The sequence below is a fragment of the Pseudanabaena sp. FACHB-1998 genome (assembly GCF_014696355.1).
In the GTDB taxonomy this organism is placed as follows: Bacteria; Cyanobacteriota; Cyanobacteriia; order Pseudanabaenales; family Pseudanabaenaceae; genus Pseudanabaena.
The window spans coordinates 54874-81169 of record NZ_JACJQA010000014.1 but is presented as its reverse complement, the minus strand read 5'-3'; the positions used below and the strand labels follow the sequence as shown (position 1 = coordinate 81169).

Below are 26296 nucleotides of genomic sequence, written 5' to 3'. Positions count from 1 at the left end.
AGCAGCGCTTCGCGCTGCTACTCATCTTTTGGGGTTTATGTCCTAAGCAAAACTTACGTTGCTACATTAAGAAATTAAGAAGGTTTTAATTTCATAGGCTTTAAAAGATACTTTGAAAAGATTAATATTTACATTAGTATTTTCTAGATTGAGTTGAGTTTGAGGATTTTCCATGAGATCACATTCCCATATATTTTTTAATGACAATAAATGTGATGAAATCTCAATATTTGTTTCTGTTGTCTGACCATGCGCCTCGTATAAACGGATGATCCAACCTGATTGATCTTGCGATCGCTTGAAGGCGGAGAGAATAATATTTGGTGCAGAAATATTTAGAAAACTTTGCGAAGTTTCTGGAATTGGCGAATTTTTTAAAACAATTGGATTGTTCAATTCTTGCGCTAATTGGACAATATTTGCCCCGCGCCAATCTCCTTGATGGGGAACTAGGCGATAGGTAAACTGATGATACCCGCGATCGCTATTGGGACTAGGCCAGTTGGGACTCCGCAGCAAAGTTAAACGCAAGCAATCAGGCTTAGCATCATAGCCATACTTACTATCATTAAGAACGGCTAAACCTAGAGAATCTTGCTCTGAGGATATATCTGACCAATATTGCGCGGGAACTTCCCATTTGGCTTTAGCTTCAGGAGTTGCGCCTAAAGTACTACGCTGAATTGTTCCCATCGGAATCTCATAGGTAGCATAGGACGATTGCCAATTTACAGGGAAATTAACTTTAACTAAAGTATATTCCTCTTGCCAATCTATTGAATTATTGACAGTAACAAATGCTTCAAAAGCTGTTAGTTGGATTTCTTGAGTAAAAGTAGAATTACGGAATTTTTGAACAATACGAATGGATACTAACAAGTTGCAATTTTCTGAAATTGTAATTGATTCTAAGATTGCAGATTCTAACTTTTTACTCTCATAATTAGGATCAATATTCCACGCATCCCAATATTGTCCTTTATCTTCAAAAAATTGTAACTCGCTAGAAGATTGCAATATATTTTTTTGCGATCGCTTATCAAATATTTGCGAAATCACTCCAGACTTTGCATCAATCTCAACCCGCAGATAAATATTTTCCAGAAAAAACTTATCATTCTCAGAAGTAATGCTTAAAGGCTGATCTGTTTCTCGAATTGCTACAGTTTTTAAGTCTGCAAAGCCAAAGCTAGGAATATTTTCTAACCAACATAAAGAATTATCGGCAAGTCTAATTAATTGCGATCGCTGCCAGTTTAAAAAATTCCAAGCTTGTAAACATGATGTCTGCTCAACAGATACTAAAATGCGATCGCAAATTTCTCGCGCCTCAGTCCATGTGCGATCGGCATCAGTAAACACTTCAGGAATCGAGGTTCCTGTTAAAATATCGTGAAATTGATTGAGCAGTAATCCTTGCCATGCAGTTTCTAAATCTGCTTGCGGATAGGGAATCTGGCTAGTTAAATAGGCGATCGCACTAAATTTTTCAGCATTGCCTAAAAGCACTTCCATTTGGCGATTTTGCCGCTTCTGATCAGCCTTCGTGGTAAATGTACCGCGATGAAATTCTAAATAAAGCTCATCTTGCCAAACAGGTAAATCTGCGGGTAATTTCTCCTTTAAATTTAAAAGAAAGTTCTCTAGGGTACTAGATTGCATTTGAAAGAATATGGGCGATTCGGCACACTCACGCCCCAGATCTAACATATCAGCAGTTGGTCCCCCACCATGATCGCCCACACCATAGAGCCACGCTGTTTCAGGGATGTGATGCTTTTCTTCTTGATTGGCGAGATACTTAGCGATCGCCACAGGTTCCAATCCTTGACCAAGTTCATTACTGAAATATGTAAAAATCTGACTTCCATCCACACCTTCCCACCAAAAAATTTGATGGGGAAACTTATTGCGATCATTCCATAGTAATTTCTGAGTCACAAAAGCTTCAAAGCCGCTTTTTAAAAGGATTTGCGGCATTTGCCAATGAAAGCCAAAGGTATCAGGCAGCCATGCGATTTTAACTTCGCGCTGGAATTTCGCCCGAAAATATTCTTGACCATAGAGAATCTGTCTAATTAAAGCTTCGCCACTCGGCAAGTTCCCATCTGGCTCTACCCACATCCCCCCGATCAGTTCCCATTTTCCCTCTGCTACGGCTGACTGAATTCGCGCAAATAATTCAGGATATTGTTGCTCCATCCATTGATAGGAAACTGCTGTGCTTTGATTGAAGATCAATTCTGGATAGCTTTTTTGTAAATTTAAAGCGGAGGTAAATGTGCGCTGCATTGCATTCTTAGTTTCCGCGATCGCCCACAACCAAGCCACATCAATATGGGAATTACCGAGTATATAGATCTGGCGTTGTTTGAGGAATTCACTATATTGCAGTAATGGTTCGCGAATTTCTGCGAGTTGGGAAAAAAACTTGGCACTAGTAATAGATTCAGCTACGGAAAAAAGCGCGATTAAGCTATTTGCAGCAGTTTCTAAGGGCTGTAAATCAATTTGATGTTTTGCGAAAATCGGAATATAGGTCTGGAGAACCTCTAGCTCAGTTGCAAATCTATCAGGATCACATAGTTGATGTGGATATTCAAAAACTATTTCTGAACGCTGTAACGCGCCAATGTCATGCTTTGTGCTGTTTAGTTTAATCTCTAAACTAAATTCTTGATTTGTCTTTGCTTCTTGAGTCAATAAAAGGCGGCATTTTTGATCGAATAAATCTCCTTCTTGAACTTTCTCGCCCTTAACCCAAACTTCACAAATATCTGCCCACCAAATTAAATGAAGGCGAATGGTTGCGTCTAGAGTGGGTAAACCTGCATATATTTCGGGAACTTGCCAAACTTGTTTTAAATGAATATTTTCTTCCTTTGGCAAGAAAGATAACATCGGCTGATTCTGCTTAGAATTTACTGTTGGCAATGGCTTCCATTCACCATGATCATTCTGTCTTTGCCAACTGCTAAGGATCGATAAACGCGATCGCGATCGCAATTGAGCGATAACTTGAGTTAGATTGTTTGCATAATCAATCATGGAGACTTTGAAGATTTGAGTTTATGGTTTTGCTAAAGACAATGATACAGATTAGCGATCGCTATATTTAGAAGTTTGTTTAACTGCATCAACTTTTTAGGGTAGCCAAGCGGTTTCAAAAGCTAGCGAGACAATAACTTACTCAGATATTCATGAGCTTCTACCCAATTGGGAACGAGGTCGATCGCGGATTGAAAACAGGCGATCGCTTCGTCAGTTTTGCCAATATTGCTGAAGAGAATTCCTAAATTGAAATAGGGTTGGGCAAAATTTGGTTCAATATCGAGAGATTCTTTATAAGCTAAGATGGCATCCATTACCCGATCTTGGCGAATAAAAGCACTTCCGAGATTGCAATGGGCATCGGCATAACTGGGTTCAATTTGAATTGCTCTTTCAAAACAGGCGATCGCTTTATCTACTAAATCACGAACTAAATCGCTAGCATTAGATTGATCTTCGGGCTGGAGAGAATTTATCTTATATAACCATGCTACGCCTAGAGCGTTGTAATCCTTAGCTTGTAAAATTTCCGAGTTATGCGCCTCAGCTCGTTGATAAATGGCGCTAACGGTTTCAGGATCATTTTTAGGAAAATAAATTTGGGCGATCGCGCGATAACCATCCATGTAGTCAGGATTGGAAATGATCGCCCGTTCATAACTGGCGATCGCTTCCGAAATGCGACCTCTCTGCTTGAGACTATCTCCCAATTTGCAATGATATTCCGCTAAGAAGCGATCGGGAGACGATTCTAAGGCTTGCTGAAAATGCGTAATTGCCAGTTCTGCCCAACCCATTTGTTGATAGGCATTTCCCAAACCTAATTGAGCATCTAGGGATAGAGGATCGAGTTCTAGGGCTTTGCTAAAACTGGCGATCGCTTCCATCGTATTGCCTTGCTGTTGATACATTTCCGCAAGGCGCTCGTGGGCTGCTGCAAATTCAGGATTGATGGTAAGGGCGCGTTGATAATTCTTGTAAGCAAGGGGCAGATTGCCAGAGAGCCGATAGCGATCGCCAAATTGCAAATAGGTTTCAGGGGATTCAACGGCGGCTGGATTAATAACATCAGTCATGGCGATTAAAGTCTGCTATGGTATGGAATTTCTATTACAGTACTTGCTGCTGATAGATTAACGAAGATACTTTGGGAAAGTGTTGCTTAGTAACACTTTCCCAAAATATCTTCTAGGATTATTTTTCCCAAAAATCTGGTCGCAATTTCAATTTACGGTAATACAGCAATGCAAGAGTTTGCTAAAACCAATCAAAACCCCACAGCCAAGTGGTGGCAGTTCGCGCCACCACTTGGCTGTGGGACTTTATGTCTTAGGCGAACTATTCGCACCTTTGCGCTGATCTTATTTACTTTGTCCGAAATTTTTATCCAGCCCGTCTCAGCTCAAGTTGGGGAATATTGTCAATTTGAAAATGAGGCGATCGCTAGTAAAGATAAGCTGCGAATTAAGGCTTTACAGAATAGCGATCGCCCAGATCCCACGACGCTTAAAGAATATCAATCGATCGTGCAGCGCCATCGCCAAACCCTAAATACCTGTCGTCAAAAGTCTTGGCTCAAGACTCAAGGCATTTGGCTGCGGCTTTATCCCTGTGACCTGCAAGCGGGAAAACTAGAAGAAATCATGGATCGAATGGTTAATCGTGGTTATAACCAAGTATTTGTTGAGGTGATTTCGGACGGGAAAATTCTGTTGCCGCAGTCGGAAAACTTTACGGCTTGGGATTCGCTAGTGCAGTCGGAGAAATATAAAAATGCTGACTTATTAAAATTGGCGATCGCCAAGGGCAAAGAACGAGGACTGAAGGTTCATGCATGGCTGTTTACGATGAATGTGAGCAAAGGTTATGGACAGGGTTTTGATCTCACTGGACTATCGCGGCAAACCGTAGCTAGACAACAGGCGATCGCCCGCAATGGCTATGGCGATAACACCATCTCGATTATTGAAAATCTGGGCAAAAATCCCGAACGCGAAGTTCCCACCAAGGATCAATTATTTATCGATCCTTACAACTATCAAGCTCAAAAAGATCTCTATCTAGCCGTCAATGAAGTAATCAAGCGTCAACCTGATGGCGTAGCTTTTGATTATGTCCGTTATAAACGGGGTGCTGGTTCGGCTTCCGTGGTGAGCAATGTCCGCTATCTCTGGATTTATGGAGAGGCTTCGTTAAGAGCGCTACGCGATCGCGCCGAAAATCTGCAAGGTTTAGAAATCATCCAGCGCTTTGTCAAACAAGGATTCATTACCCCCAACGATCTCAAAATTGCTAAAACTCGTTATCCCCAAGAATCCGAACCACTCTGGCAAGGTCGCCGCCCTTCTCCCGACAAACCAGCGATCGCTTTTTGGCAAGGCGAATTATGGCGATTAGCCGTAAATCATGCCTTCATCGGCGTTATTTATTATTTAGACAGCATTGCGAAGCCCGTATTTCGTCAAGGTATTCCCGCCAGTATTGCTTTTTTCTCCGACGGCAATCAGCCTGTTGGCAATGGCTTTGATTCACGAATGCAGCCTTGGCATTTATTTAGCAACAAATACGAATGGCGACCAATGGCTTATGCAGTTTGTAATAAACCCGATTGCATTGTCGCGCAAGTGCGAAGGGTTACCCAATTAGCCCCCGCAGGAACCCAAGTAGCGCCGATTTTAGTCGGTCAGTGGGGTGAGCCTTTTAGCAACCGTCCCTCTTTAGAATCACAAATGCAAGCTATACGGACAGCAGTTCCTACGATTAATTCCATTAGTCATTTTGCCTTTGGTTGGCAAAAGCGAGAATTAGCTTTTACGCGATCGCGCCAATTTTGTAAACTCTAGAAAAGCGGCGCTTCGCGCCGCCTTTCTCTTTTAAGTTGATATTTGTTATTCTAGCTATAGCTGTTGCCATTCTTGTTAGGACACAAAACCAGAAGGGAGTTGCGGCGCTTCGCGCCGCAACTCCCTTCTAGGGTTTTGATTTGTACCAATGCAAGTGACCACAGTTATAGAGCGCTACAAGCGCAACTAATCAAGATTTAATCGTAGCCAACTCACCAGTCAAGACTCACCGCAATGACCACAACGCCGATCGCACCCAAAGTTAAAGCTCAACCGACCCTTACCAATCGTCCCGATCAATTAGGGCGATTTGGCATCTTCGGCGGCAAATATGTCCCCGAAACCCTGATGAGCGCTCTTGCTGAGCTAGAAACTGCCTTTTATCATTACAAAAATGATCCCGAATTTAATAATGAATTAGACGGCTACTTGCGGGACTACGTGGGCAGACCTAGCCCCCTTTACTTTGCGGAGAGATTGACACAGCACTACGGCACGGCTCAGATTTATTTAAAGCGCGAAGACCTCAACCACACAGGCGCTCATAAAATTAATAATGCTCTTGCCCAAGTTCTCCTCGCGATTCGCATGGGTAAAAAGCGGGTCATTGCCGAAACAGGCGCAGGACAGCATGGTGTTGCGACTGCCACCGTTTGCGCCCGCTTTGGTCTGGATTGCGTGATCTATATGGGCGTGCAGGACATGGAGCGTCAATCCCTAAATGTCTTCCGCATGAAGCTAATGGGGGCGGAAGTGCGTCCCGTCGAGGCAGGCACAGGCACACTCAAGGATGCTACATCCGAAGCAATTCGTGACTGGGTAACCAATGTTGTTGATACCCATTACATTCTCGGCTCCGTAGCGGGACCCCATCCCTATCCGATGATCGTCCGCGATTTCCATGCCGTCATTGGCAAAGAGAGCCGTCGTCAAAGCCAAGAAAAATGGGGCGGATTGCCTGACATTCTCCTTGCCTGTGTCGGTGGTGGCTCTAATGCAATGGGGCTATTTAATGAATTTGTCGATGAGCCATCCGTGCGTCTAATCGGTGTAGAAGCCGCAGGTAAAGGCACAAATACCGAATTCCACGCCGCAACTCTCACCCTTGGACGGGTGGGCGTATTGCATGGCGCAATGAGCTATCTCTTGCAGGATGAGCAAGGACAAGTTCAGGAAGCGCATTCCATTAGCGCTGGCTTAGATTACCCAGGAGTGGGTCCCGAGCATAGCTATCTCAAGGATCTCGGTCGTGCCGAATACTACAGTGTCACCGATCAAGAAGCCCTCGATGCTTTCCAAAGGCTCTCCCGCTTAGAGGGCATCATTCCTGCCTTAGAAACTTCCCATGCGATCGCCTATCTCGAAACCCTCTGTCCCCAACTAACTCCCAATCAGCGCATCATTATTAACTGCTCTGGTCGAGGCGATAAGGACGTTAATACGGTAATTCAGTACTTGAATCTTTAACAAAAAAAGGGGCGCAAAGCGCCCCTTTTTTTGTTAGAAATGCAAAAGCGTCTCAGCACTCCTTAAATAATCACAAGAGTCAAGGCTACGCCTTGACTCTTGTGGTTTTAGATATAAACTAGAATTGCAAAATTTGACTTCTTGTTTGTATGAGGTTTTTAGCCTATTCACGGCTACGTCATCGACTGCGATCGCTATCTCGTCGCAGAGCCTTTGGGATTTTATTTTGTAGCGTAATTACCTTAATTGCGATCGCCACAAATGCTTGTCAGACACAGGCGGGAATAGTTCCAGCACTACCACAGCATCCCAACATTCAAGTATTTTTTAATCAAAATCAGGCGGCGCGTTATACCGACCCCTACCGCAATATCGAACGCCTTGGCGATAATCTCGAACGGGTGATGATCGACCAAGTTAATAAAGCTAAAGTTAGCTTAGATATTGCCGTTCAAGAACTGCGATTACCCAATATCTCCAAGGCGATCGTTGATGCCAAATTGCGGGGCGTAAACGTGAGGCTCATCCTCGAAAATCAATATAGTCGGGCTTGGAGTGAATTTACGCCTGAAGAAGTCGCTAAAATGAATGCCCGCGATCGCGATCGCTACAAAGACTTTCAAAAATTTGCAGATATCAATAATGATGGTCGTCTGAGTGATGATGAGCTAGATCGACGGGATGGCTTGAGGCTGATCAAGGCGGCAAATGTACCTTGGATTGATGATACTGCCGATGGATCGAAGGGTAGTGGGCTGATGCACCATAAATTCATCATTATTGATGAGCAAGTCATCGTTTTTGGTTCAGCCAATTACACCATGAGCGATATTCATGGCGACTTTACCAAACCTGAAACTAGGGGCAATGCCAATAATCTATTGGTGGTGGGAAGCAAAGAATTAGCCAGATATTTCAAAAAAGAATTTAATCTGATGTGGGGGGATGGACCCAATGGTAAACCTGATAGTCTCTTTGGAACCAAAAAGCGATCGCGCAAAATCGAATATTTGATAGTCGGTGGGGCGCAATTTCGGATCAAGTTTTCCCCAGATTCCCTAGATACCGCCAGAGAGCAAACCAGCAGTGGACTGATTACTACCGCCATCTCAGGCTCTAAAAATTCCGTAGATATGGCTTTATTTGTCTATTCCGATCCCTATATCTCCACGATTTTAGAAGAACGCCAACAGCAAAATGTGCAAATTCGGACGCTAGTTGATCCCCAATTTGCCTATCGTGATTACTCCTCAACCCTTGATATGTGGAGTCTCCAGTCTACCCAAGACTGCAAAACAGGCAAGAGCAGCGCTTGGAAACAACCCCTAAAAACCGTTGGTATTCCTAATTTAGTGAGCGGTGATACTCTGCATCACAAATACGGGATTATTGATCGCAATTTAATTTTGACAGGCTCCCACAATTGGACAAATGCGGCGAATCATGTCAATGATGAATTTTTAGTGGCGATCCAAAATGATATTGTGGCGGCTCATTTCCAAAGGGAATTTGATCGCTTATATAAGGATGCTACTTTTGGTCCCACCGCCAAGTTATCTCAGGCTACGGCAAAAAGCTGTGCAGATCGACTCAAAGGAAAAAATAAACCTCAAGAAGAAGATGCTGAATTTTAATTAAGGCGATCGCATAGCCTGAAGTTTTGTTAAGCTAGATCCTCGGAAATATTGTTCTTCCCTAGTTAGGGCTTAGCAGTAAAATAAAAAACCAATTTTGGGATGGGGCGGCTTTGCCGCCCCATCCCAAAATTGGTTCCTTAAATTTATCACCAACCGCGTCACTACATCTATGGTCAATCTGGTTCCCACCGTCAAACCCACGATCAAACCCACGATCGCCTTCTCCCATTTGGGTTGTGAAAAGAACCGTGTCGATACCGAACACATGCTGGGATTGCTCGTACAAGCAGGCTATCAGGTTGATAGCAACGAAGAATTAGCCGACTATGTGATTGTCAATACCTGTAGCTTTATCGAAGATGCGCGGCGCGAATCGGTGCGAACTTTGGTGGAACTGGCGGAAATGGGCAAACGGATCGTGATTGCTGGATGTATGGCGCAACATTTCCAGCAGGAATTGCTGGATGAAATCCCTGAAGCTGTAGCCCTCGTGGGTACTGGCGACTATCACAAAATTGTCGATGTCATCGAACGTGCCGAGACTGGCGAACGCATCACTGAAATTACCCAAGTTCCGACCTACATCGCCGATGACACCGTACCTCGCTACCGCACTACTAACGAGGCTGTAGCCTATGTGCGTGTTGCCGAAGGTTGCGATTATCGCTGTGCCTTTTGCATCATTCCCCACCTGCGTGGCGATCAGCGATCGCGCTCTATCGAATCCATTGTTACCGAATGCGATCGCCTTGCCTCTGAAGGCGTAAAGGAAATTATTCTCATTTCGCAAATTACGACTAATTACGGACAGGACATCTACGGTCAGCCTCGGCTTGCCGAATTACTAATTGCGCTCGGTCAAGTGGATGTGCCTTGGATCAGGATGCACTACGCCTATCCCACAGGCTTGACTCCCAAAGTGATCAACGCTATGAAAGCCACTCCTAATGTGGTTCCTTACCTTGATTTGCCCTTACAGCATTCTCACCCCGAAGTTTTGCGAGCGATGAATCGACCTTGGCAAGGGCGCGTCAATGACAAGATCATGGAGCAGATCAAAGCTTCTTTGCCTAAAGCGATTACCCGCACGACTTTTATTGTCGGTTTTCCGGGGGAAACCGAGGAACAGTTTGAGCATTTATTAGAGTTTGTAAAACGCCACGAATTTGATCATGTTGGTGTGTTTACTTTCTCGGCTGAAGAAGGGACTCCCGCCTTTGATCTGCCCGATCAACTTCCTGAAGAAGTTAAACAAGAGCGCCGCGATCGCATCATGGCAGCCCAACAAGACATCTCCTATAGGAACAATCAGCGAGAAATAGGCAAAATCGTCGATGTCCTGATCGAGCAGGAAAATCCTGACACTGGCGAACTCATCGGGCGATCGGCGAGATTTGCGCCAGATGTTGATGGCGTAGTTTATGTCCGCGATCCTCAAGCCAAAGCCACCCTTGGCTCCATGTTTTCTGTAAAAATCACCAGCGCTGATCACTACGATCTCTTTGGCGAAATTATTTAACTATAGCTATAAGTAGTTGGTCGCAATTAAACACCCCAAGCTGCAACGCACAGCGTGCGTTGCAGCTTGGGGTGTTTTTTTCTTTGCGCTTAAATCTGAAGCTCTGGGAATAAAAAACGCTGCCCAGCAGCATTTTTTATTCTTTGGGTAGCTTGCGGCGATCGCGCTCAAGAACTTACCTTTGGTATATACAAACACATAGTTTTGGCAATTCTTAAAGCAAAATTATATAGCTAACTTTTTTATAACTTTTTAATTTCTTTTTGCTAACCTTTGTATATCTATTAGGGGTTACAAAAAATTAGATAAGCGGGAATAATAAAGCTTAAGAAACAAAAAACAGTTTGTAGTGTCAACCAAACTTAAGATTCTTGTCCTTGGCAATGTAGTCGAAAACCAGCATATTATTTTCTCGAAGAAGTTGAAAGGAAGAACAATGGATACAATTACTAAGATCAACCAATTATCCTTCCGTCAAGGTTTAAATAGCGCTCCAACTTTTGTCATTAAATTAACCAATAGCAAATTTGATAACGTCGCAGGTTCTGATCTATTGGGCAAAGTAGAATCATGGATTTCTGCAAATGTGATGATGAATAACAAGGAAATTCCTGTTTTGATTGTTGATATGGAAAATGTAGATTTCATTGATAGTCAAGGCTTACAAAAACTATTAGGCTGCCTCAAGTTGATGCAATCCCATAGCAGCAATTTATTGATCACTTCTCAGCAATCCTCTGTGCGTCTAGTGTTTGAAATCACCAGAATTGATCAATTATTTGCAATCTTCCCCAGTATTGATACATGCATGAATCAGTTCAATGTAACTAATTCTGATGCTAACTATCTGGCTGTAGCTTAGTCTTAAACAATCAAACAAATTTTTATTAAAAAGAAAAAGGCGGCAGTTGCCGCCTTTTTCTTTTTAATAAAATAGCAATTTGCGAGAAATTGTCGCAATGACGATCGTCGCACATACCACTAAAAACTGACCTGTCAAAACTTGTACAGAATATTGCCAAAAAGTATTTTGGATCGCACTAAAGTTAGGGATCTGAATCGCCACTAGGTAGATTATGCCGACGAGATGAATAGCGATTAAGCCACCAAAACAACTAATAGCCATCCGATCAATGCTCGGAGGTCTTAAAAATGCTAAAAATCCACAAATCCATCCCCCAGGTAAAAAGCCTAATAAATAGCCAAAAGCTGGCGATCGCAGATAGCTAAGCCCTCCACCTTGGTAAAACACCCCAAATCCGCTTAATCCCAATACTATATAGGCAATTTGAGATAACAGTGCGGCATTCCGTCCACCAAGGCAACCTGTCAGTAAAACCGCACCGATCTGCATGGTCACGCTGATAGATTCGATCGCAATATTATTTCCCTGACCTGCTAAGGAGGGCAAAATCATGGATGGCTGAATAAACGTACTGGCAATTGTTAGCAACAGTCCAGACAAAGCCCACATTAGCTGTAATGGTTTTGGCACAAGCGGCTCAGTCACAAGATAGATAAGGGATGCAGTTAAAATCCTACATGAATTTTGGACAAACCCAAAGAGAGTTGCGGTACTCTGCGCCGCAACTGTCTTTGATTTTGCGTTTTTAAAAACATTGACCAAAGGCAACGATCGCATTTTGTCCGCCAAAGCCAAAACTAAAGTTAAGGGCATATTCTAAATTGGGCGATCGCTCAGGTTTAGAGATGAGATTAATGTCAAAAGCAGGGGTTTGCATTCCCACGCAAGGTGGTAACAGGCGATCGCGTAGAGCTAACAGACAAAAGGCAGACTCCATCATCCCCGTAGCCCCTAAAGTGTGCCCTGTTGCGCCTTTCGTGGCACTCACCGCCATATTAGGAAGAAATCTTTGGATTAAATCAGCTTCGCGGGCATCGTTCATCTGGGTAGCCGTGCCATGCACATTAATATAACCAACTTGCTCAGCAGTAATTTGCGATCGCATTAGACAATCTTTAAGGGCGATCGCAGCCATATGGTTATCTGGATTAGGGCTAGTGGCATGATAGGCATCATTCGTAATTCCCCAGCCTAAAACCTTGCCATAGATTTTGCCGCCTCTTTGCTTTGCAGATTGATAGGATTCTAAAACTAGAGTCGCCGCCCCTTCTCCTAGGGCAAATCCTGACCGTTCGTGACTAAAAGGATATACACCTGATGGGGCTAATACGCCAATTTTTTGAAATCCTGCGATCGTTAAGGGGGTAAGGGCGGCATCGGTGGCGGCGGCGATCGCCATTGCACATTTCCCAGACCGAATTAATTCATAGGCTTGAGCGATCGACCAGTTTGCCGTGGCACAGGCTGCCATTGGTGCAAGCACAGGAGACTGAGTTTGTAATAAATTTGCAATTTGTGCCGATAAATTCGCGGATTGGCATTGCCACCAATAATTATCATTTTGGAGCCGATCAGGATAATCAAGTACCAGTTCTAATTCCCTTTGATTACTCCGACTCGAACCAATCACCACGCCACAATTAGGTAAAGGCAAATCCAAGCAAGCATCGGCGATCGCTTCTAAAACAGATTTTTGTAATAGGTATAGAGATCTAGAGGGGATTCGAGAGGCAAAAACTGGAGACGGATCAAGGTTCTCAATGCGAGCGATAGGAAGTTGCAACTCTGAGTCAAACTTAATTCCTGATTCGCCTTGTAAAATTTTTTGCCAAGTATTTTCGCGATCGCTAGCGATCGCGGTGGTCATCCCAATACCTGATACAACAACTGTGGTTTGGTTAATCTCTCTATCCCAAAATTTCATTGACCGTAATATTAAATTGTAACTTTCCCGTGAAAAAATTTTAAGCAATACAACAATTTGGGTTTTAAGTTTACTTATAGCTGTTGCTATTCTTGTTAGGACACAAAACCCAAGAAGCTAGTTGCGGCGCTTCGCGCCGCAACTAGCTTCTTGGGTTTTGATGCAAGTGACCACAGCTATATGCTTAACTACTTAATGATGGAAGCAATCAATAATTTTAAATGCTTAACTCCATAGAGACCCTACGAGAGCTACTGAGTGGAACCTTTTTAAATAATGCGGATATAATTCCGCTTGATATTCCAATGACAACAAATCTAGCCTTGGCGATCGCGGTTAATCTGGAGAATAGCCTCGAAGCTTGGCATCTACTCAGAAATTTATTGCCGCAAACCCAACGATATCCTGTGATTACAGCTTGCTGGCATTGGGATTCGGGTAGTTGGCAACAAACTCTGAATGATGAAGATTTCTTTTCACGATTTTACTTTGGTGAGGAATATCCAAATTTAGATTTATCTCCACAAGCAATTATTGCAAGGGCTAATTCCGTAACGCCTCAAGAGTTAGATAATTTTCTAGATGAACGCGCTCAAATTAATACCTACGATTTAGAAGAACAGATATTGATAGAGTTAGCCAATACAAGTTCTACCTTTGGGGAAGCGCCATTAAATTCAGAGCTACAGGAACTAGTGCGATTAGGGCTGATTGCCAATATTATTGACGTGGAGAAGTATCTATTTGATTGGGAATTGCAGCAGATCACCGAAATTTCTGCACCATCAAGTCACGAGATGACTTACTTAGACTGGTTTCAACCAACTGGGCAAACGATGGCGCTAATGCTATTGCCAACTTCCCATAGTTGGGAAACTCTCGCTTATTTGTCTTGGTATGGAGGTAGTAAGGGGGCTATTCCTTTATTGAAAAAATGGCATCAATTATATGGTGCTGAGCTAGTTTGTCATTATGGAACGATGTTGCAGTTGCTGATCAGCAAACGACCATCTACTCCCCAAGAAGCTTTTACCTTAGCTAGCGAACAGGTGCTTCTAGCGCCTTGTACCACGCTTTTATCAGGGGTATCAATACGCGACCATGCGCGATCGCTACTCCAAACAGATCGATGGTTTCTTCACGAAAGACCTTAAAACATAAGCTACAGTGCTTTGCCCTGTAGCTTATGTTGGTATCCCAATTCGCCAAAGCTATAGCAATGTAAATTTTGCTTAGGACATAAAACCCAAATAAGTGAAGGCGGCACGAAGTGCCGCCTTCACTTATTTGGGTTTTGATTAGACTTTGGCTAAGCCACTGTGACGCAGTAATGGAGCAGTGCTAGGCTCTCGTCCTCGGAAAGTCTTGAAGACCTCCATTGGATGTTTGCTACCGCCAAGGGCAAGGACTGTATCGCGATAGAGACGACCAGTCGAAGCGATCGCCTCTTCATTTTCGAGTCCCGCTTCCTCGAAGGCGGCAAAAGCATCAGCACTCAGGACTTCCGCCCATTTGTAACTGTAATAGCCTGCGGCGTAGCCTCCTGCGAAGATATGACCAAATGAACAGAGGAAGTTATCTTCGGGCAAAGGTGGGATTACCATCGTCTTTTCGGCAAGGCGCGATCGCAATTGAAGGGGAGTTTCGCTGCCACCAATTTGATAGCGGTGATGGAGTTCGATATCGACAAGGCTAAAGTGCAACTGACGCAACATTCCCGAACCACTCATGTAGTTTTTGGAGTCAATAAGTTTCTGGAAATAGCTTTCTGGTAGAGTTTCGCCTGTCTCGTAGTGTTTTGCCATGCCAAACAAGGTGGCGCGATCGTAGCACCAGTTTTCCATGAACTGGCTAGGCAATTCCACGGCATCCCATTCCACATTATTAATGCCCGATGCACTCGCATAGTCCACCTTGGTTAACATGTGCTGCAAGCCATGTCCGAACTCATGGAAGAGGGTTTCCACTTCGCCAAAGGTCATGAGGCTAGGCTTATCATCGACTGGGGGTGACTGATTGCAAATGAGGTAGGCAACGGGTAATCGGGTAATCGGTGTCCCATTTTCAATGACTTTAGCGCGTCCGATGCAGTCATTCATCCAGGCACCACCCCGCTTCTCAGCAGGACGGCTGTAGGGGTCGAGATAAAAATAGGCGATCGCCTCATTATTCTCGTTCTGAATTTCAAAAAAGCGAACGCTTTCATGCCAGATGGGCGCTTTACCATCCGCAGGAACAACAGTTACCCCAAACAGGCGTTTGACAAGAGCAAAAAGTCCTTCTAAAACTTGAGGTAATGGGAAGTAAGGGCGCAATTCCTCCACGGTGAAGTTAAACTTGATTTCACGCTGACGCTCCGCCCAATAGGAAGTATCCCAATGCTTGAGTTCTTCGGTTTCCCCTTGAGATTTGGCAAATTCCTTTAGTTCTGCAAATTCGGCAACCGCAGCATTATAGCTAGACATACGCAATTCTTCGAGCAACTTCTCTACAGCATCCACGTTAGGAGCCATCTTCCGCGCCAAGCTCAATTCTGCATAGGTGGCATAGCCGAGTAAATTCGCCTTTTGTTGGCGCAATTCGAGGATGCGATCAATTAATGGAGAATTGTCAAATTCTCCACTGGCGGCTCGACTAACGAAAGCACGATAGAGTTTTTCTCGCAAATCATGACGGCGGCTATGCTGCATAAAAGGAACATAACTGGGATAGTCAAGGGTAATACACCAAGGACCACGCTCAGGTGTAGCTCTGTCATCCCCATCTAAACGCGCCGCCTGTGCTGCTTGAGCCAATAAGCTAGGTGGTAAGCCATCGATCTCTTCAGCCAAGGTCAAGGTCATGCTAAAGGCTTTAGTGGCATCCAGCACATGATTGGAGAAGTTTGTCGAAAGCTCAGCAAGTTCCATTTGGATTTTATTGAATTTCTCCTTGGCTTCACCTTCTAAACCCACGCCCGATAGTTCTGCATCACGAATGGCAGCTTCAACAATGCGCTTTTGGGCTGGTTCAAGACTATCCCAATCTGAAGAGCCATATATTGCTTTATAGGCTCTATAGACGGGCTGACTTTGGCTAAAACGATTGAAAAATTCGATCACCTTGGGCTGGACAATTTTGTGAGCTTCACGCAATTCTGCATTGTTTTTAACGCTGAGTAAATGCTCGATCGCTCCCCACGCCCAACCAATCCGCTCGGTGAGTAGTTCTAGTGGCTCGACTAAGCCCAACCATGTGGGCTGAATATTGGCTTCGAGATCGGTTAATCCCTTGCTAGTTTCTTCAAGCAATTGGGTAATTGCAGGAATAACATGTTCGGGTTTGATATCGGGAAATGGTGGCAGCCCTTTGCCAATTAAAAGGGGATTGGAAACTTCACTCATAATTTTTTAAAAGTAATCTTTAAGATTTGTAAATGACTATGATAATTATATATCAAGGAAGAATTTGCACTTGCAGCGCTTTGCGCTCAAGCCCAAACCAAGAAAATTTTGGAGAGAGTTGCCAAGCAACTCTTTCCAAAATTTTCTTGTGGATTATTTGATCAGAAATCACTGTATTAAGTAGTTACTGAGGTTACGTGGAAGTTCTCAGTAAAAACAGTTCACTGTGCCCTACATCAGATAAACTAATAGGCAGAAGTGACTAAAAGTGTTATGACGACTGTTTCTGAGAATACAAAAAGCACCCAAAATGGTCAGGCTGAGACCCATAGCGAAAATCTTGGTGTAATCGTCAGACGCAAAACCCGCCCCGTCCAAGTCGGTAACATTACCATTGGGGGTGGTGCGCCCGTAGTTGTTCAGTCAATGATCAACGAAGATACTCTAGATATTGAAGGTTCAGTTGCGGGAATTCGCCGCTTGCATGAAATCGGATGCGAAATAGTGCGGGTTACTGTCCCTAGCATGGCGCACGCTTCCGCGCTTTCAGAAATTCGCCAAAAATTAAAAAGAACCTACCTTGATGTGCCACTTGTGGCAGACGTACACCACAATGGCATGAAAATTGCCCTTGAAGTTGCCAAGCATATACATAAAGTTCGCATTAACCCCGGACTATATGTATTTGAAAAACCTAAAGCCAATCGCACTGAGTACACCCAATCAGAGTTTGACGAGATTGCCGAAAAGGTAAGAGATACCCTAAAGCCCTTGGTACTGTCCTTAAAAGAGCAGGGCAAAGCCATGCGAATCGGTGTAAATCATGGCTCTCTCGCCGAAAGAATGCTCTTTACCTACGGCGATACACCGCAAGGGATGGTGGAATCAGCGATCGAATTTATTCGGATCTGCGAAGATCTCGACTTCCGCAATATCGTTATTTCCATGAAAGCATCCCGCGTTCCTGTGATGATTGCCGCTTATCAGTTAATGACCAAACGGATGGATCAGCTAGGTATGGACTATCCTCTTCATCTCGGCGTAACCGAAGCAGGCGATGGAGAATATGGACGGATTAAATCCACCGCAGGTATTGCCACATTACTTTCCCAAGGCATTGGGGACACAATTCGCGTCTCTCTGACCGAAGCACCCGAAAAAGAGATTCCCGTCTGCTATAGCATTTTGCAATCTCTTGGTTTGCGTAAAACCATGGTGGAATATGTAGCCTGTCCTTCCTGTGGTCGTACCCTTTTTAATCTCGAAGAAGTTTTACACAAAGTTCGAGAAGCGACTAAACATCTAGTCGGACTTGACATTGCCGTTATGGGATGTATTGTCAATGGACCGGGAGAAATGGCAGATGCCGACTATGGCTATGTTGGCAAAACCCCTGGCACAATTTCGCTATATCGAGGTAAGGAAGAAATTAAGCGCGTTCCCGAAGAAGAAGGGGTAGAACAACTAATAGCACTTATTAAATCTGACGATCGCTGGGTCGATCCCTAGTCCTATAAATGAGAAAGCCTCGCAATGCGAGGCTTTCTCATTTATAGGACTGCGGATAAAGCTTGTTTTAAACCCACAATTATATTTTCGTATGAGTAAGGAGCAATAATTTTCTTACTCTCTTCTCCCCATTGTTTGAGGCGATCGCGATCGCTAAATGCATCTCTCAAGCTATTTACTAACGCCTCAACATGACCCGCCTCAAAAATCAAGCCATTTTGCCAAGGTTTAACCAGATCCTCAGCACAACCTACGTGACTGCTGACTATCACAGGACAGCCCCTACACATCGCCTCATTAATGGCTAAACCCCAAGTTTCGCCACTGCCATAACTGGGTAAAACAAATAAATCTGCCAAAGCATAGGTACGAGGCATCAGTGATTGATTTTGAAAAGGCGCAAAGAAAATATTCTGCAGGCGATCTCCATCTTGTTTTGCTAGATTACGCATCTCATCCTCTAAAACCCCAGCACCAACTATTAACAAAGATACGGCATGTAAATTGGCTAATTGAAAAGCTTTGATTAGATCTAGTGGACGCTTTTTATCTTCAAATTTACCTGCAAATAGAATAATTGCATCAGTAAGAGGAATACCCAATTCCTGCCTCCATTGCTTAGCTTTTGTTAATACCTCTGAACTATTTTCTGTAAAGAACTGATAATTAATCGAGTGGGGCGTAAAGAATAATTTTTTATCTGGGACAGCATGGTATCTGAAGTAGTTGTAATTAGCCTTACCTACATACAAAAATGCATCAAAGCCAGCAAATATTTTAGATATAAATAACTTTTTTAAATTACTTTTCCAATTATTTTGGGTAAATATCCGATGAGAATCTCCCCGAAATATAATCGGAATATTCTTATTTCGCATCTCCCAATTAAATCTGTAAATACTGGCATAGTTATAGGAAGCAGTCAGTAATATAGCGTCAGGTTTAAATGCTAGTACTTGTTGAGTTAAGGTAGGATTCTGCAAGCCAAATATGTGATGAGTACCTCGATCTTTGCTGATATTATCAACAAATTCAAAATCATATCCAACTAGTAAAGGAATATCCCATTTTACAGGTTGCTTAAATCCTTGGTCGATTTGATCGGTAACTCCAAAATCCCAGAGATAGAATACTTTAATATTAAACAAATCATCTTGAGATATCCACCGAAAAAGCGGTGCATAGTACTGAATTGGATGTGAGGCGATAATAGCTAAATTAATCACTAACTTTCTATAGCTTCTATATTTTGTACTTTCATCAAGAAAAACACAAAAACAAATAAGGTTACAGTAGATTGAAATAAAGCCGCCACATATACACCTGCAGTAAATTCAGTTTGGAATGCATAACTAAGTACGAGAATAGAAAATAAGTAGCGATCGCTAAATACAGGCGCATTGATACTTATTAAAGAGACATATCCATAACCAGCTCCAAAAATCAAAGCTAGTAAACCACATCCCCAAATTCCAAAATTAGCATAGGCTTCGGCTAGTACCCCCCAACCAATAGTAGTATTTTGTGTGTCCCTACGAGTTTGTCTGCCATAGTAAATATTTAAAATGGAAGTACCTTCGTGACTAGTAATTTTTTCACTATTTAAAAATCTGGGCACAAGTAGCTGTGGAATAATTCCGTAGGTATATCCCTCTAATAGAGGTTTGCCTTTTTCCGTTAATGATTGGGTTAGCAGAAGTTGTTGCAGAACACTAGCACGATCAACAATAGATTGCTCAGTTTCTACTTTTTCATCTGATTGTGTTGATATTTCTTTAATTCCAAAATCAATCCACTCTACATATCTCGATATATATTGTGAAGGATCTACAGGTTTCTGCCAATATAGTTCTCGGATTGGGGCTTTGCCAGCATGAAGTAATGCGTATATGCTAAGAATTATACAAGCTGTAACCCAAGGAAACTTCCCTTTCCCAAGAGAGTATCCAACAATTGTAATTAAGAATATAGTCAAGGAGTTAATGAGTAAAAGTCCTACACCATTAATAATTAAAGAAATTACAACTAGTATTAAATAAATATTAGTATTGATAGGAGACAATTTATTGGAGCCATATCTATAAGCCATTGAAAAAGTTGCAATGGCAGTCAATCCTAATATTGCTCCACGAATTAAAGAAGTTGAGCCGGAATCTAGTAAGAACCATCCCGCTAGACTGACTACAGTAAATAAATTTCCTATCAATAAAATTGCAAGAAATATAGAGTCTCCCCGTTTCACTGGTAAGACTCTATACTGACTATTGGGCTCAGGAAATCTATTAACGAACTGATACCAAATAAAGCCTGACAGAGCTAAAAATCCCGTAACAGTCATACTGGCAAATAGTCTTTCCGATACAGTATAAACAAATACTGCGGGATTTTCGCTTAGTAAAGGGATGGCACAAGTCCAGAGATAGGTCAAAGAGAAGAGAGGAAAAATCGGCATCCCAAAAGCTTTGCCAGAGCACCAAAGGTATACAGGTATAATTGATGCTAAAGAAATAGTTACTGCACCAAATGCATCTTCAGCAATAATTACGTTGCTACTATATACTTGAGAAATACTAAAAGCGGCATATACTCCTAAAAGGAGCCAGAAAAATGGCAGTAAATTACGCTGTCCATTACGATTAGCTACCTTCGCTTGTCTAGTATCCTGAGATTGACTTGGTAATTGTTTTAGCATGGACAATTGACTAGGCTGAGATATATCTATCAAAAATAGCACATTGACGACGAGTCATTTCTTTAGCCGTGTAAGGCTGAAATACATTCCATTTTGTTGAGTTGCTATAGCTTTCAGATTGAGCTAATAAAGATCTGAGTTTAGGTATCATTAAATTCATAATCTCATTCGGATCAGCTTGGCTAAACGTCACAACCTCCCCTGCTTGACAATTTCTAAGCACATTAACCACCAGACTCTCTTGATGCAAGATCGCTAATATTGGTTTTCGAGCCAGTATATAGGGGTAGACCTTAGAAGCCGAATAGCTCCGATCATCTGAACCAATTATCAAAATGGCATGACTATCCGATAGAACCTGTAACGCTTCAAAATAGGGAATTCTTTGTGGATGTTCGATAACTAGATCGTCTAGATCATAAAGTTTGGCGATCGCCTCAATTTCTTTGTTGTTATCAAAAACCGAATACTTAGTGCCAACAAAATGTAGCTTGACCTTTTGCCAGTCTTCAGGGCAATCGCGACGTAATTTTTGAATACCTAAAAAAAGAGATTTAAGACTAAAGGTCATATCATTCCCGCCTCTACCCACATATACCCAATGTTTGCAGCCATCATTAGGGTCGAATATTTTTTGTTGAACCTTTAGACTTGGCAATATTTCAAAGTCCTTTTCAGGAGCGCCAAAGGGTAATACAGTAAATTGCTCTTCTTTCAGCCAAGCATATCTTTGCATTAACATCTTGGGATATTCAGGAGAAACGCTAATAATGTGACTGGCTTTCTTTAAAGCGAATGGCTCTAAGGTTTGAGCTAAGGTCTGAGCTATCTTATATTTTAATCTTCCTCCAGGTGGTGCGCTTTGAGTGCGATCGTAATAATCACTCAGCCAAGGATCTTGAAAATCGAGAATATAAGGAACTTTGTACTTATTTAACCAATAACGACCTAGCACCATGGTTAAAAACATGGTTGTGGAGAAGTAGACTAAATCAAATTTGTTCTTTTCAAAATATTTGGAAGTAGCGCTAACTAGAAAAGGAATAGAGCGAACTGCTAGGTTTCCTAAAAAGAATTTGCGAGAAAGTTTTTGAGAAATAGCCGAGGCTTGAATTATTTCAGTTTCTGGAGGAATCGTAGACATCAATTGATTATCTAAAATCCCTTCTACAAATTCTGGAGCAATACATAAAACCGTAACTTTCCATCCAAAATCATCGAAGTAGGGCAGAGACATCCGAATTCGTTGATGATCGGCGGCATTGATAGGAGGGAAATGGGGACTGACGATAAGAACGTGGCGTTTCACTTTTGATTTAATGCTAAATTTTGGTAAAGTTTCTCACACAACATATCGCAATTCACAAAATGACCACGCCATTTTGTGAATTGCAGGGCTACCGCTATATTTTCAATTTAGAGAAACTCTAGCCAAATTCTCCCCATTATCTTTGAGTATTTGTTCGGCTGTGTTGACATCTAAATTTTTCCAGTGCATAAGCAGAGCTAGTTTGACTCTTCGACCTGATTGCTCTAAAAGCTCGGCGGCTTCTTCACGGCTAATTGAAGTTAGATCGCGAATGATCCGAATGGCGCGATCTTCGAGTTTGCTATTAGTAACTGAAACATCGATCATGCGATTGCCGTAAACTTTGCCTAGTTGCACCATTACGCCAGTAGAAATAGTATTTAAGACTAGTTTAGTTGCTGTCCCTGCTTTGAGCCTAGTGGAACCAGCTAAAATTTCTGCTCCAACCAAAGGACGAATCTCTATGTCGTATTGAAGGGGAAATTGCTCTGGGGGGACACAGCAAAAGAAGATTGTTTTTGCCCCTCTTTGCCGTGCAGCTTTTAAAGCGCCATGAACATAGGGCGTAGTACCTCCTGCGGTGATCCCAAATACAACATCCCGATCGCTTATATTTTTATCAATAATTATCGCCGCGCCATCTTCTTCGCGATCTTCTAGGGCTTCGGAGCTACGCACCATCGCATTCATGCCTCCTGCAAGGATGCCCTGAATTAATTCAGGATCGCTACAAAAAGTGGGGGGACATTCCGCAGCATCAAGTACGCCCAATCGTCCACTCGTGCCTGCGCCAATATAAAACAATCTGCCACCCTTAGCGATCGCGGCGGCGATAAGATCAATGGCTTGGGCGATCGCCTCTTTTTCGTTGCCTACCGCTTCTACGGCTTTGGTATCTTCTTGGTTGAAGAGTTCCGCAATTTCCAAAGCGCTTAACTGGTCTAAATTGTGGCTATGGGGATTTGCTTGTTCAGTTAATAAATAACCCCGATCTTGATTGCTCACTGCCCAAACTCAACTCTTGCTTTTTCGACAATTTCAGCCGTAATCGTATCACTACCAGAGGCTACTGCTAACTGCTCGATCCGTTGACGAGCCTTTGAACGCACAAAGTAGGGGATATTTTTATATTTTACCTTTGCATCAGTTGTCCAAGTGAGACTTTCAAATTCATCTGCATTTTGCATGGTTTTATACATTTCCAATCTTTTAAAACCTCAGTTTAATGGCGATAGGAAAGTATATAGATAAAATTGTGATTTTATTTAATAGCCGATTAATAGCCGAAGCTCGGTTGCAATATTGCTATTCCCCAAAAGACAGGCAGCGCAAAGCACAACCTGTCTTTACTAGACTTAATACTTGGCAAAGGAACGGCTTGGTGGTGCAGTAAATTGGGGTGGGCGATCGCTAGTAGAACTTTGAACGCTTGCTGAGTTCGGTCTTAAGGGTAGGCGAGATAGCGCTTCGGGGTTAAACCGATAGCCAATATTTCTAACGGTCTGAATTAAATTGGGCTGCTGGGGATCGACCTCTAATTTTTTTCGCAACGATAAAACATGGGTATCGACGGTACGGGGATTATTAATCTCATCTGGCCAGGCGCGTTGCAAAAGTTCGGCACGACTGAGGGCTAACCCTTCGGACTGAGCAAGGACATAGAGCAAGCTAAATTCTTGGGGAGTGAGGTCGATCGCACTGCCCTTAAGTCTTACTTGACGCTGTACCAAGTCAATTTTCAGAACCCCATAGTCTAAGCACGCAGGTGGTGCAGAGGTGCGTAACCGCCGGGTCAAAGCCTCTACCCTAGCCAGAAATTCTTGCATCCCAAAGGGCTTCGTCAAATAATCATCCGCACCCGCTTTTAAACCCTCCACGATGTCAGGCTCACTGGTACGTGCCGAAATTACGAAAATCAAAGAACTTCTTTGCTTATGAAACCAACGGCATAGCTCAACGCCATCCCCATCTGGCAAGTCAGTACTTAAAATAACTAAACTCGGCTGTTGCTTTTGAAAGACCAGCTTTGCTTGCTGACAACTCACAGCCTGAAACACCGAATAGCCAATCTGTTGTAAGTGCCAACCCAAGAGAGAGGCAAGATTCGGATTACCTTCTACAATTTCTATGCTGATCGGAATCAAAGAAATACTCTCCTGCCGAGTAGTGCTTATAGCTCTCGGATTATGAGTCTGCATCATAACTTAGTAGTCAGCAGTATTTTGTAGCTGTAATTACCCTCTAAGGCGCAAAAAGCAATGCCATTCCTCCTATATAGCTGTGGTCACTTGCATTAGGACAAATTAAAGCCCAAGAAACGAGTTGCGGCGCTTTGCGCCGCAACTCATCTTCTGGTTTTGTGTCCTAACAAGAATAGCAACAGCTATAGTTGGAAATAATTTTGTGCATTGTCATAATTCATAGTAAATCTTAGAAATCTCATGGCTTACCGCAATCCCGTTCCTACCGTTGATATCATCATTGCCCTCAGAGATCGCCCCCATCAGCCAATTGTGTTAATAGAACGTCTCAATCCACCCCATGGATGGGCGATCGCTGGGGGATTTGTGGACTATGGCGAGTGTTTAGAAGATGCGGCAAGGCGCGAGGCTCAAGAAGAAACAGGTTTAAAAGTTGAATTAATCGATTTATTAGGAATTTACTCCGATCCTCGTCGTGATGAACGATTACATACGATTAGTACCGTGTATATGGCGGAAGCAGTGGGTGAACCTAAAGCCGATGATGATGCAAAGTCTGTGGGTATTTTCGCGGCGTGGGAGATACCAAGCCAGTTGTGCTTTGATCATGCTCAAATTTTGCAAGACTATTGGCGTTACCGTAACTATGGCATTCGTCCTCCCATCAGGTAAAAAGACACTACTTAAGGGTTGTCTTTTTACCTGATGGATAAAGTTTGCTTTAGGTGTTGACAAACTAACAACTAAATAGTTATCTTAGTAAAGGTCAAGAACACGCCCCCATCGTCTAGAGGCCTAGGACACATCCCTTTCACGGATGCGACGGGGATTCGAATTCCCCTGGGGGTATTCTTGACAAGCAAAAAAGCCTTTGCATTGCAAAGGCTTTTTTGTCGAAAAAGAAACTTAGCTAAATAAGCTAAAAAAACTCAAACAATACGCCCCCATCGTCTAGAGGCCTAGGACACATCCCTTTCACGGATGCGACGGGGATTCGAATTCCCCTGGGGGTATTAAACAAAAAGCCTTCGCATAGCGAAGGCTTTTTGTTTAGAGCAATTTTTCTAGTCCGTAAATTAGCGACTTGAGGGCAAGTACTTTACGGACACAGAGCAAGACTCCTGCCATGTAGCAGGTGCGATCGCTAGCATTATGTTCAATTTTTAAAGTTTCACCCATCGCGCCAAAAATCACTTCCTGACGGGCAACTAGTCCCGGCACACGTACACTGTGAATGTGAATATTTTCGCCATAGGTTGCACCTCTTGCGCCTGTGAGATGTTCTTTTTCCTCGACAAGAGTAGGATTGAAGGATTGACCCAGTTCTGAGAGCATTTGGGCGGTTTTAATAGCAGTGCCGCTAGGAGCGTCAGCCTTTTGATTGTGGTGCAGTTCGATGATCTCGACATGCTGAAAATATTTGGCGGCAGCGATCGCTGCTTGTTGCATTAAAATCACCCCGACGGAGAAATTTGGGGCAATAATACATCCTGTGCTTGCCTTGTCCGCAAAAATGGCAAGGTCGGCAATTTGTTGTTCGCTTAAGCCTGTTGTGCCAACCACAGGACGCACACCATAGGCGATCGCTGAGCGAATATTGTCATAGATGATGCTGGGATGGGTGACATCGATCATTACTGGTAATTGCGGCTCTTGAGAAGCTTGAGCAAGGACAACTTCGAGATTGTCAGTCACAGGTATTTCTAATTCGCCAATACCGATGACTTCGCCGATATCTTCACCGATATGTTTGCGACCGATCGCTCCTACGAGATACATATCTGGAGCTTGGGCGATCGCTTTAATAATTTCGCGTCCCATTTTGCCTGTCGCCCCAGAGACAACAACAGGAATTTGTACATTATTGGTCATGGATTAAAACTGGAAAGCATTATG

The 26296-nt window shown here is 43.1% G+C and carries 20 protein-coding genes and 2 tRNA genes; 10 read left to right on the top strand and 12 right to left on the bottom strand.

Translation table 11 applies throughout. The features are described from left to right. Nucleotides 1-66: 66 nt before the first annotated feature. Together H6F42_RS06030 and H6F42_RS06025 are read right to left on the bottom strand one after the other, a co-directional pair. Nucleotides 67-3048: a glycoside hydrolase family 38 C-terminal domain-containing protein gene (locus H6F42_RS06030; RefSeq protein WP_190398455.1), complete on the bottom strand. Its 2982-nt coding sequence runs from the start codon at nt 3046-3048 to the stop codon at nt 67-69. Nucleotides 3049-3170: 122 nt separating this feature from the next. Beyond that, on the bottom strand, nt 3171-4127 hold the full coding sequence (locus tag H6F42_RS06025; protein WP_190398454.1) for a tetratricopeptide repeat protein: 957 nt from the start codon (nt 4125-4127) through the stop codon (nt 3171-3173). Between the two features lie 168 nt (nt 4128-4295). Between H6F42_RS06025 and H6F42_RS06020 the strand changes: the two genes are divergently transcribed. The 5 genes from H6F42_RS06020 to H6F42_RS06000 all read left to right on the top strand — a co-directional run bounded on the left by H6F42_RS06020 (nt 4296) and on the right by H6F42_RS06000 (nt 11379). Further along, entirely contained in the window at nt 4296-5894 is a 1599-nt protein-coding gene (locus tag H6F42_RS06020) for a family 10 glycosylhydrolase (protein WP_190398453.1), read from the top strand. 234 nt (nt 5895-6128) lie between these two features. Beyond that, on the top strand, nt 6129-7361 hold the full coding sequence (trpB, locus tag H6F42_RS06015) for a tryptophan synthase subunit beta (RefSeq protein WP_190398452.1): 1233 nt from the start codon (nt 6129-6131) through the stop codon (nt 7359-7361). 149 nt (nt 7362-7510) lie between these two features. Then, nucleotides 7511-8995 (top strand): phospholipase D-like domain-containing protein, encoded by a 1485-nt coding sequence (locus tag H6F42_RS06010; RefSeq protein ID WP_190398451.1) that lies wholly within the window; start codon nt 7511-7513, stop codon nt 8993-8995. Between the two features lie 172 nt (nt 8996-9167). Further along, complete coding sequence (rimO, locus tag H6F42_RS06005) at nt 9168-10517, top strand: 30S ribosomal protein S12 methylthiotransferase RimO (RefSeq protein WP_190398477.1); 1350 nt, start codon at nt 9168-9170, stop codon at nt 10515-10517. Nucleotides 10518-10953: 436 nt separating this feature from the next. Then, nucleotides 10954-11379, top strand: a complete 426-nt coding sequence (locus H6F42_RS06000; RefSeq protein ID WP_190398450.1) for an STAS domain-containing protein — start codon at nt 10954-10956, stop codon at nt 11377-11379. Between the two features lie 63 nt (nt 11380-11442). Here H6F42_RS06000 and H6F42_RS05995 read toward each other — a convergent pair whose 3' ends face one another. Then, nucleotides 11443-12012, bottom strand: a complete 570-nt coding sequence (locus H6F42_RS05995; RefSeq protein WP_190398449.1) for a biotin transporter BioY — start codon at nt 12010-12012, stop codon at nt 11443-11445. Between the two features lie 115 nt (nt 12013-12127). Further along, a complete protein-coding gene (locus H6F42_RS05990; RefSeq protein WP_190398448.1) occupies nt 12128-13306 on the bottom strand; it encodes a beta-ketoacyl synthase N-terminal-like domain-containing protein in 1179 nt (392 codons plus the stop codon). A gap of 221 nt (nt 13307-13527) precedes the next feature. Here H6F42_RS05990 and H6F42_RS05985 point away from each other — a divergent pair, with 221 nt between their 5' ends. Further along, the gene (locus H6F42_RS05985) at nt 13528-14460 is read left to right on the top strand and encodes a DUF4253 domain-containing protein (RefSeq protein WP_190398447.1); all 933 of its coding nucleotides are present in this window, start codon (nt 13528-13530) and stop codon (nt 14458-14460) included. A gap of 144 nt (nt 14461-14604) precedes the next feature. Here the strand turns inward: H6F42_RS05985 and H6F42_RS05980 are convergent, their stop codons facing one another. Next, nucleotides 14605-16689: a M3 family metallopeptidase gene (locus H6F42_RS05980; protein ID WP_190398446.1), complete on the bottom strand. Its 2085-nt coding sequence runs from the start codon at nt 16687-16689 to the stop codon at nt 14605-14607. Between the two features lie 273 nt (nt 16690-16962). On the opposite strand from H6F42_RS05980, the gene ispG reads away from it, so the two are divergent. Further along, nucleotides 16963-18198 (top strand): (E)-4-hydroxy-3-methylbut-2-enyl-diphosphate synthase, encoded by a 1236-nt coding sequence (gene ispG / locus H6F42_RS05975; RefSeq protein ID WP_190398445.1) that lies wholly within the window; start codon nt 16963-16965, stop codon nt 18196-18198. 41 nt (nt 18199-18239) lie between these two features. Here ispG and H6F42_RS05970 read toward each other — a convergent pair whose 3' ends face one another. The 6 genes from H6F42_RS05970 to H6F42_RS05945 form a co-directional block, all read right to left on the bottom strand. Beyond that, the gene (locus tag H6F42_RS05970; protein ID WP_190398444.1) at nt 18240-19424 is read right to left on the bottom strand and encodes a glycosyltransferase; all 1185 of its coding nucleotides are present in this window, start codon (nt 19422-19424) and stop codon (nt 18240-18242) included. Continuing rightward, nucleotides 19424-20890 (bottom strand): hypothetical protein, encoded by a 1467-nt coding sequence (locus H6F42_RS05965; RefSeq protein ID WP_190398443.1) that lies wholly within the window; start codon nt 20888-20890, stop codon nt 19424-19426. The genes H6F42_RS05970 and H6F42_RS05965 overlap by 1 nt, the downstream gene beginning before the upstream one ends. A 10-nt stretch (nt 20891-20900) precedes the next feature. After that, nucleotides 20901-22199, bottom strand: a complete 1299-nt coding sequence (locus H6F42_RS05960) for a hypothetical protein (protein WP_190398442.1) — start codon at nt 22197-22199, stop codon at nt 20901-20903. A gap of 102 nt (nt 22200-22301) precedes the next feature. After that, nucleotides 22302-23204: an N-acetylmuramic acid 6-phosphate etherase gene (murQ, locus tag H6F42_RS05955; RefSeq protein WP_190398441.1), complete on the bottom strand. Its 903-nt coding sequence runs from the start codon at nt 23202-23204 to the stop codon at nt 22302-22304. Next, on the bottom strand, nt 23201-23386 hold the full coding sequence (locus H6F42_RS05950; RefSeq protein WP_190398440.1) for a PCP reductase family protein: 186 nt from the start codon (nt 23384-23386) through the stop codon (nt 23201-23203). Before H6F42_RS05950 ends, murQ begins: the two co-directional genes overlap by 4 nt. Nucleotides 23387-23554: 168 nt before the next feature. Beyond that, nucleotides 23555-24343, bottom strand: a complete 789-nt coding sequence (locus tag H6F42_RS05945; RefSeq protein ID WP_190398476.1) for a response regulator transcription factor — start codon at nt 24341-24343, stop codon at nt 23555-23557. 297 nt (nt 24344-24640) lie between these two features. On the opposite strand from H6F42_RS05945, the gene H6F42_RS05940 reads away from it, so the two are divergent. The 3 genes from H6F42_RS05940 (at nt 24641) to H6F42_RS05930 (ending at nt 25413) form a co-directional block, all read left to right on the top strand. Further along, nucleotides 24641-25072 (top strand): NUDIX hydrolase, encoded by a 432-nt coding sequence (locus tag H6F42_RS05940; RefSeq protein WP_190398439.1) that lies wholly within the window; start codon nt 24641-24643, stop codon nt 25070-25072. 104 nt (nt 25073-25176) lie between these two features. Then, nucleotides 25177-25249, top strand: a tRNA-Glu gene (locus H6F42_RS05935). Nucleotides 25250-25340: 91 nt separating this feature from the next. Next, nucleotides 25341-25413, top strand: a tRNA-Glu gene (locus H6F42_RS05930). Between the two features lie 37 nt (nt 25414-25450). On the opposite strand, the gene dapB is transcribed toward H6F42_RS05930, so the two are convergent. Then, nucleotides 25451-26272 (bottom strand): 4-hydroxy-tetrahydrodipicolinate reductase, encoded by an 822-nt coding sequence (gene dapB, locus H6F42_RS05925; protein ID WP_190398438.1) that lies wholly within the window; start codon nt 26270-26272, stop codon nt 25451-25453. Nucleotides 26273-26296: the final 24 nt, after the last annotated feature.

Excerpts from the sequence above, each read along its gene's own strand:
- H6F42_RS05950 (WP_190398440.1), bottom strand. The coding sequence starts at position 23,386 with ATGCAAAATGCAGATGAATTTGAAAGTCTCACTTGGACAACTGATGCA.
- H6F42_RS06030 (WP_190398455.1), bottom strand. The coding sequence starts at position 3,048 with ATGATTGATTATGCAAACAATCTAACTCAAGTTATCGCTCAATTGCGA.
- ispG (WP_190398445.1), top strand. The coding sequence starts at position 16,963 with ATGACGACTGTTTCTGAGAATACAAAAAGCACCCAAAATGGTCAGGCT.
- H6F42_RS05985 (WP_190398447.1), top strand. The coding sequence starts at position 13,528 with ATGCTTAACTCCATAGAGACCCTACGAGAGCTACTGAGTGGAACCTTT.
- H6F42_RS05990 (WP_190398448.1), bottom strand. The coding sequence starts at position 13,306 with ATGAAATTTTGGGATAGAGAGATTAACCAAACCACAGTTGTTGTATCA.
- H6F42_RS05940 (WP_190398439.1), top strand. The coding sequence starts at position 24,641 with ATGGCTTACCGCAATCCCGTTCCTACCGTTGATATCATCATTGCCCTC.
- H6F42_RS06000 (WP_190398450.1), top strand. The coding sequence starts at position 10,954 with ATGGATACAATTACTAAGATCAACCAATTATCCTTCCGTCAAGGTTTA.
- dapB (WP_190398438.1), bottom strand. The coding sequence starts at position 26,272 with ATGACCAATAATGTACAAATTCCTGTTGTTGTCTCTGGGGCGACAGGC.
- H6F42_RS05980 (WP_190398446.1), bottom strand. The coding sequence starts at position 16,689 with ATGAGTGAAGTTTCCAATCCCCTTTTAATTGGCAAAGGGCTGCCACCA.
- H6F42_RS06010 (WP_190398451.1), top strand. The coding sequence starts at position 7,511 with ATGAGGTTTTTAGCCTATTCACGGCTACGTCATCGACTGCGATCGCTA.
- rimO (WP_190398477.1), top strand. The coding sequence starts at position 9,168 with ATGGTCAATCTGGTTCCCACCGTCAAACCCACGATCAAACCCACGATC.
- H6F42_RS06020 (WP_190398453.1), top strand. The coding sequence starts at position 4,296 with ATGCAAGAGTTTGCTAAAACCAATCAAAACCCCACAGCCAAGTGGTGG.
- trpB (WP_190398452.1), top strand. The coding sequence starts at position 6,129 with ATGACCACAACGCCGATCGCACCCAAAGTTAAAGCTCAACCGACCCTT.
- H6F42_RS06025 (WP_190398454.1), bottom strand. The coding sequence starts at position 4,127 with ATGACTGATGTTATTAATCCAGCCGCCGTTGAATCCCCTGAAACCTAT.
- H6F42_RS05965 (WP_190398443.1), bottom strand. The coding sequence starts at position 20,890 with ATGCTAAAACAATTACCAAGTCAATCTCAGGATACTAGACAAGCGAAG.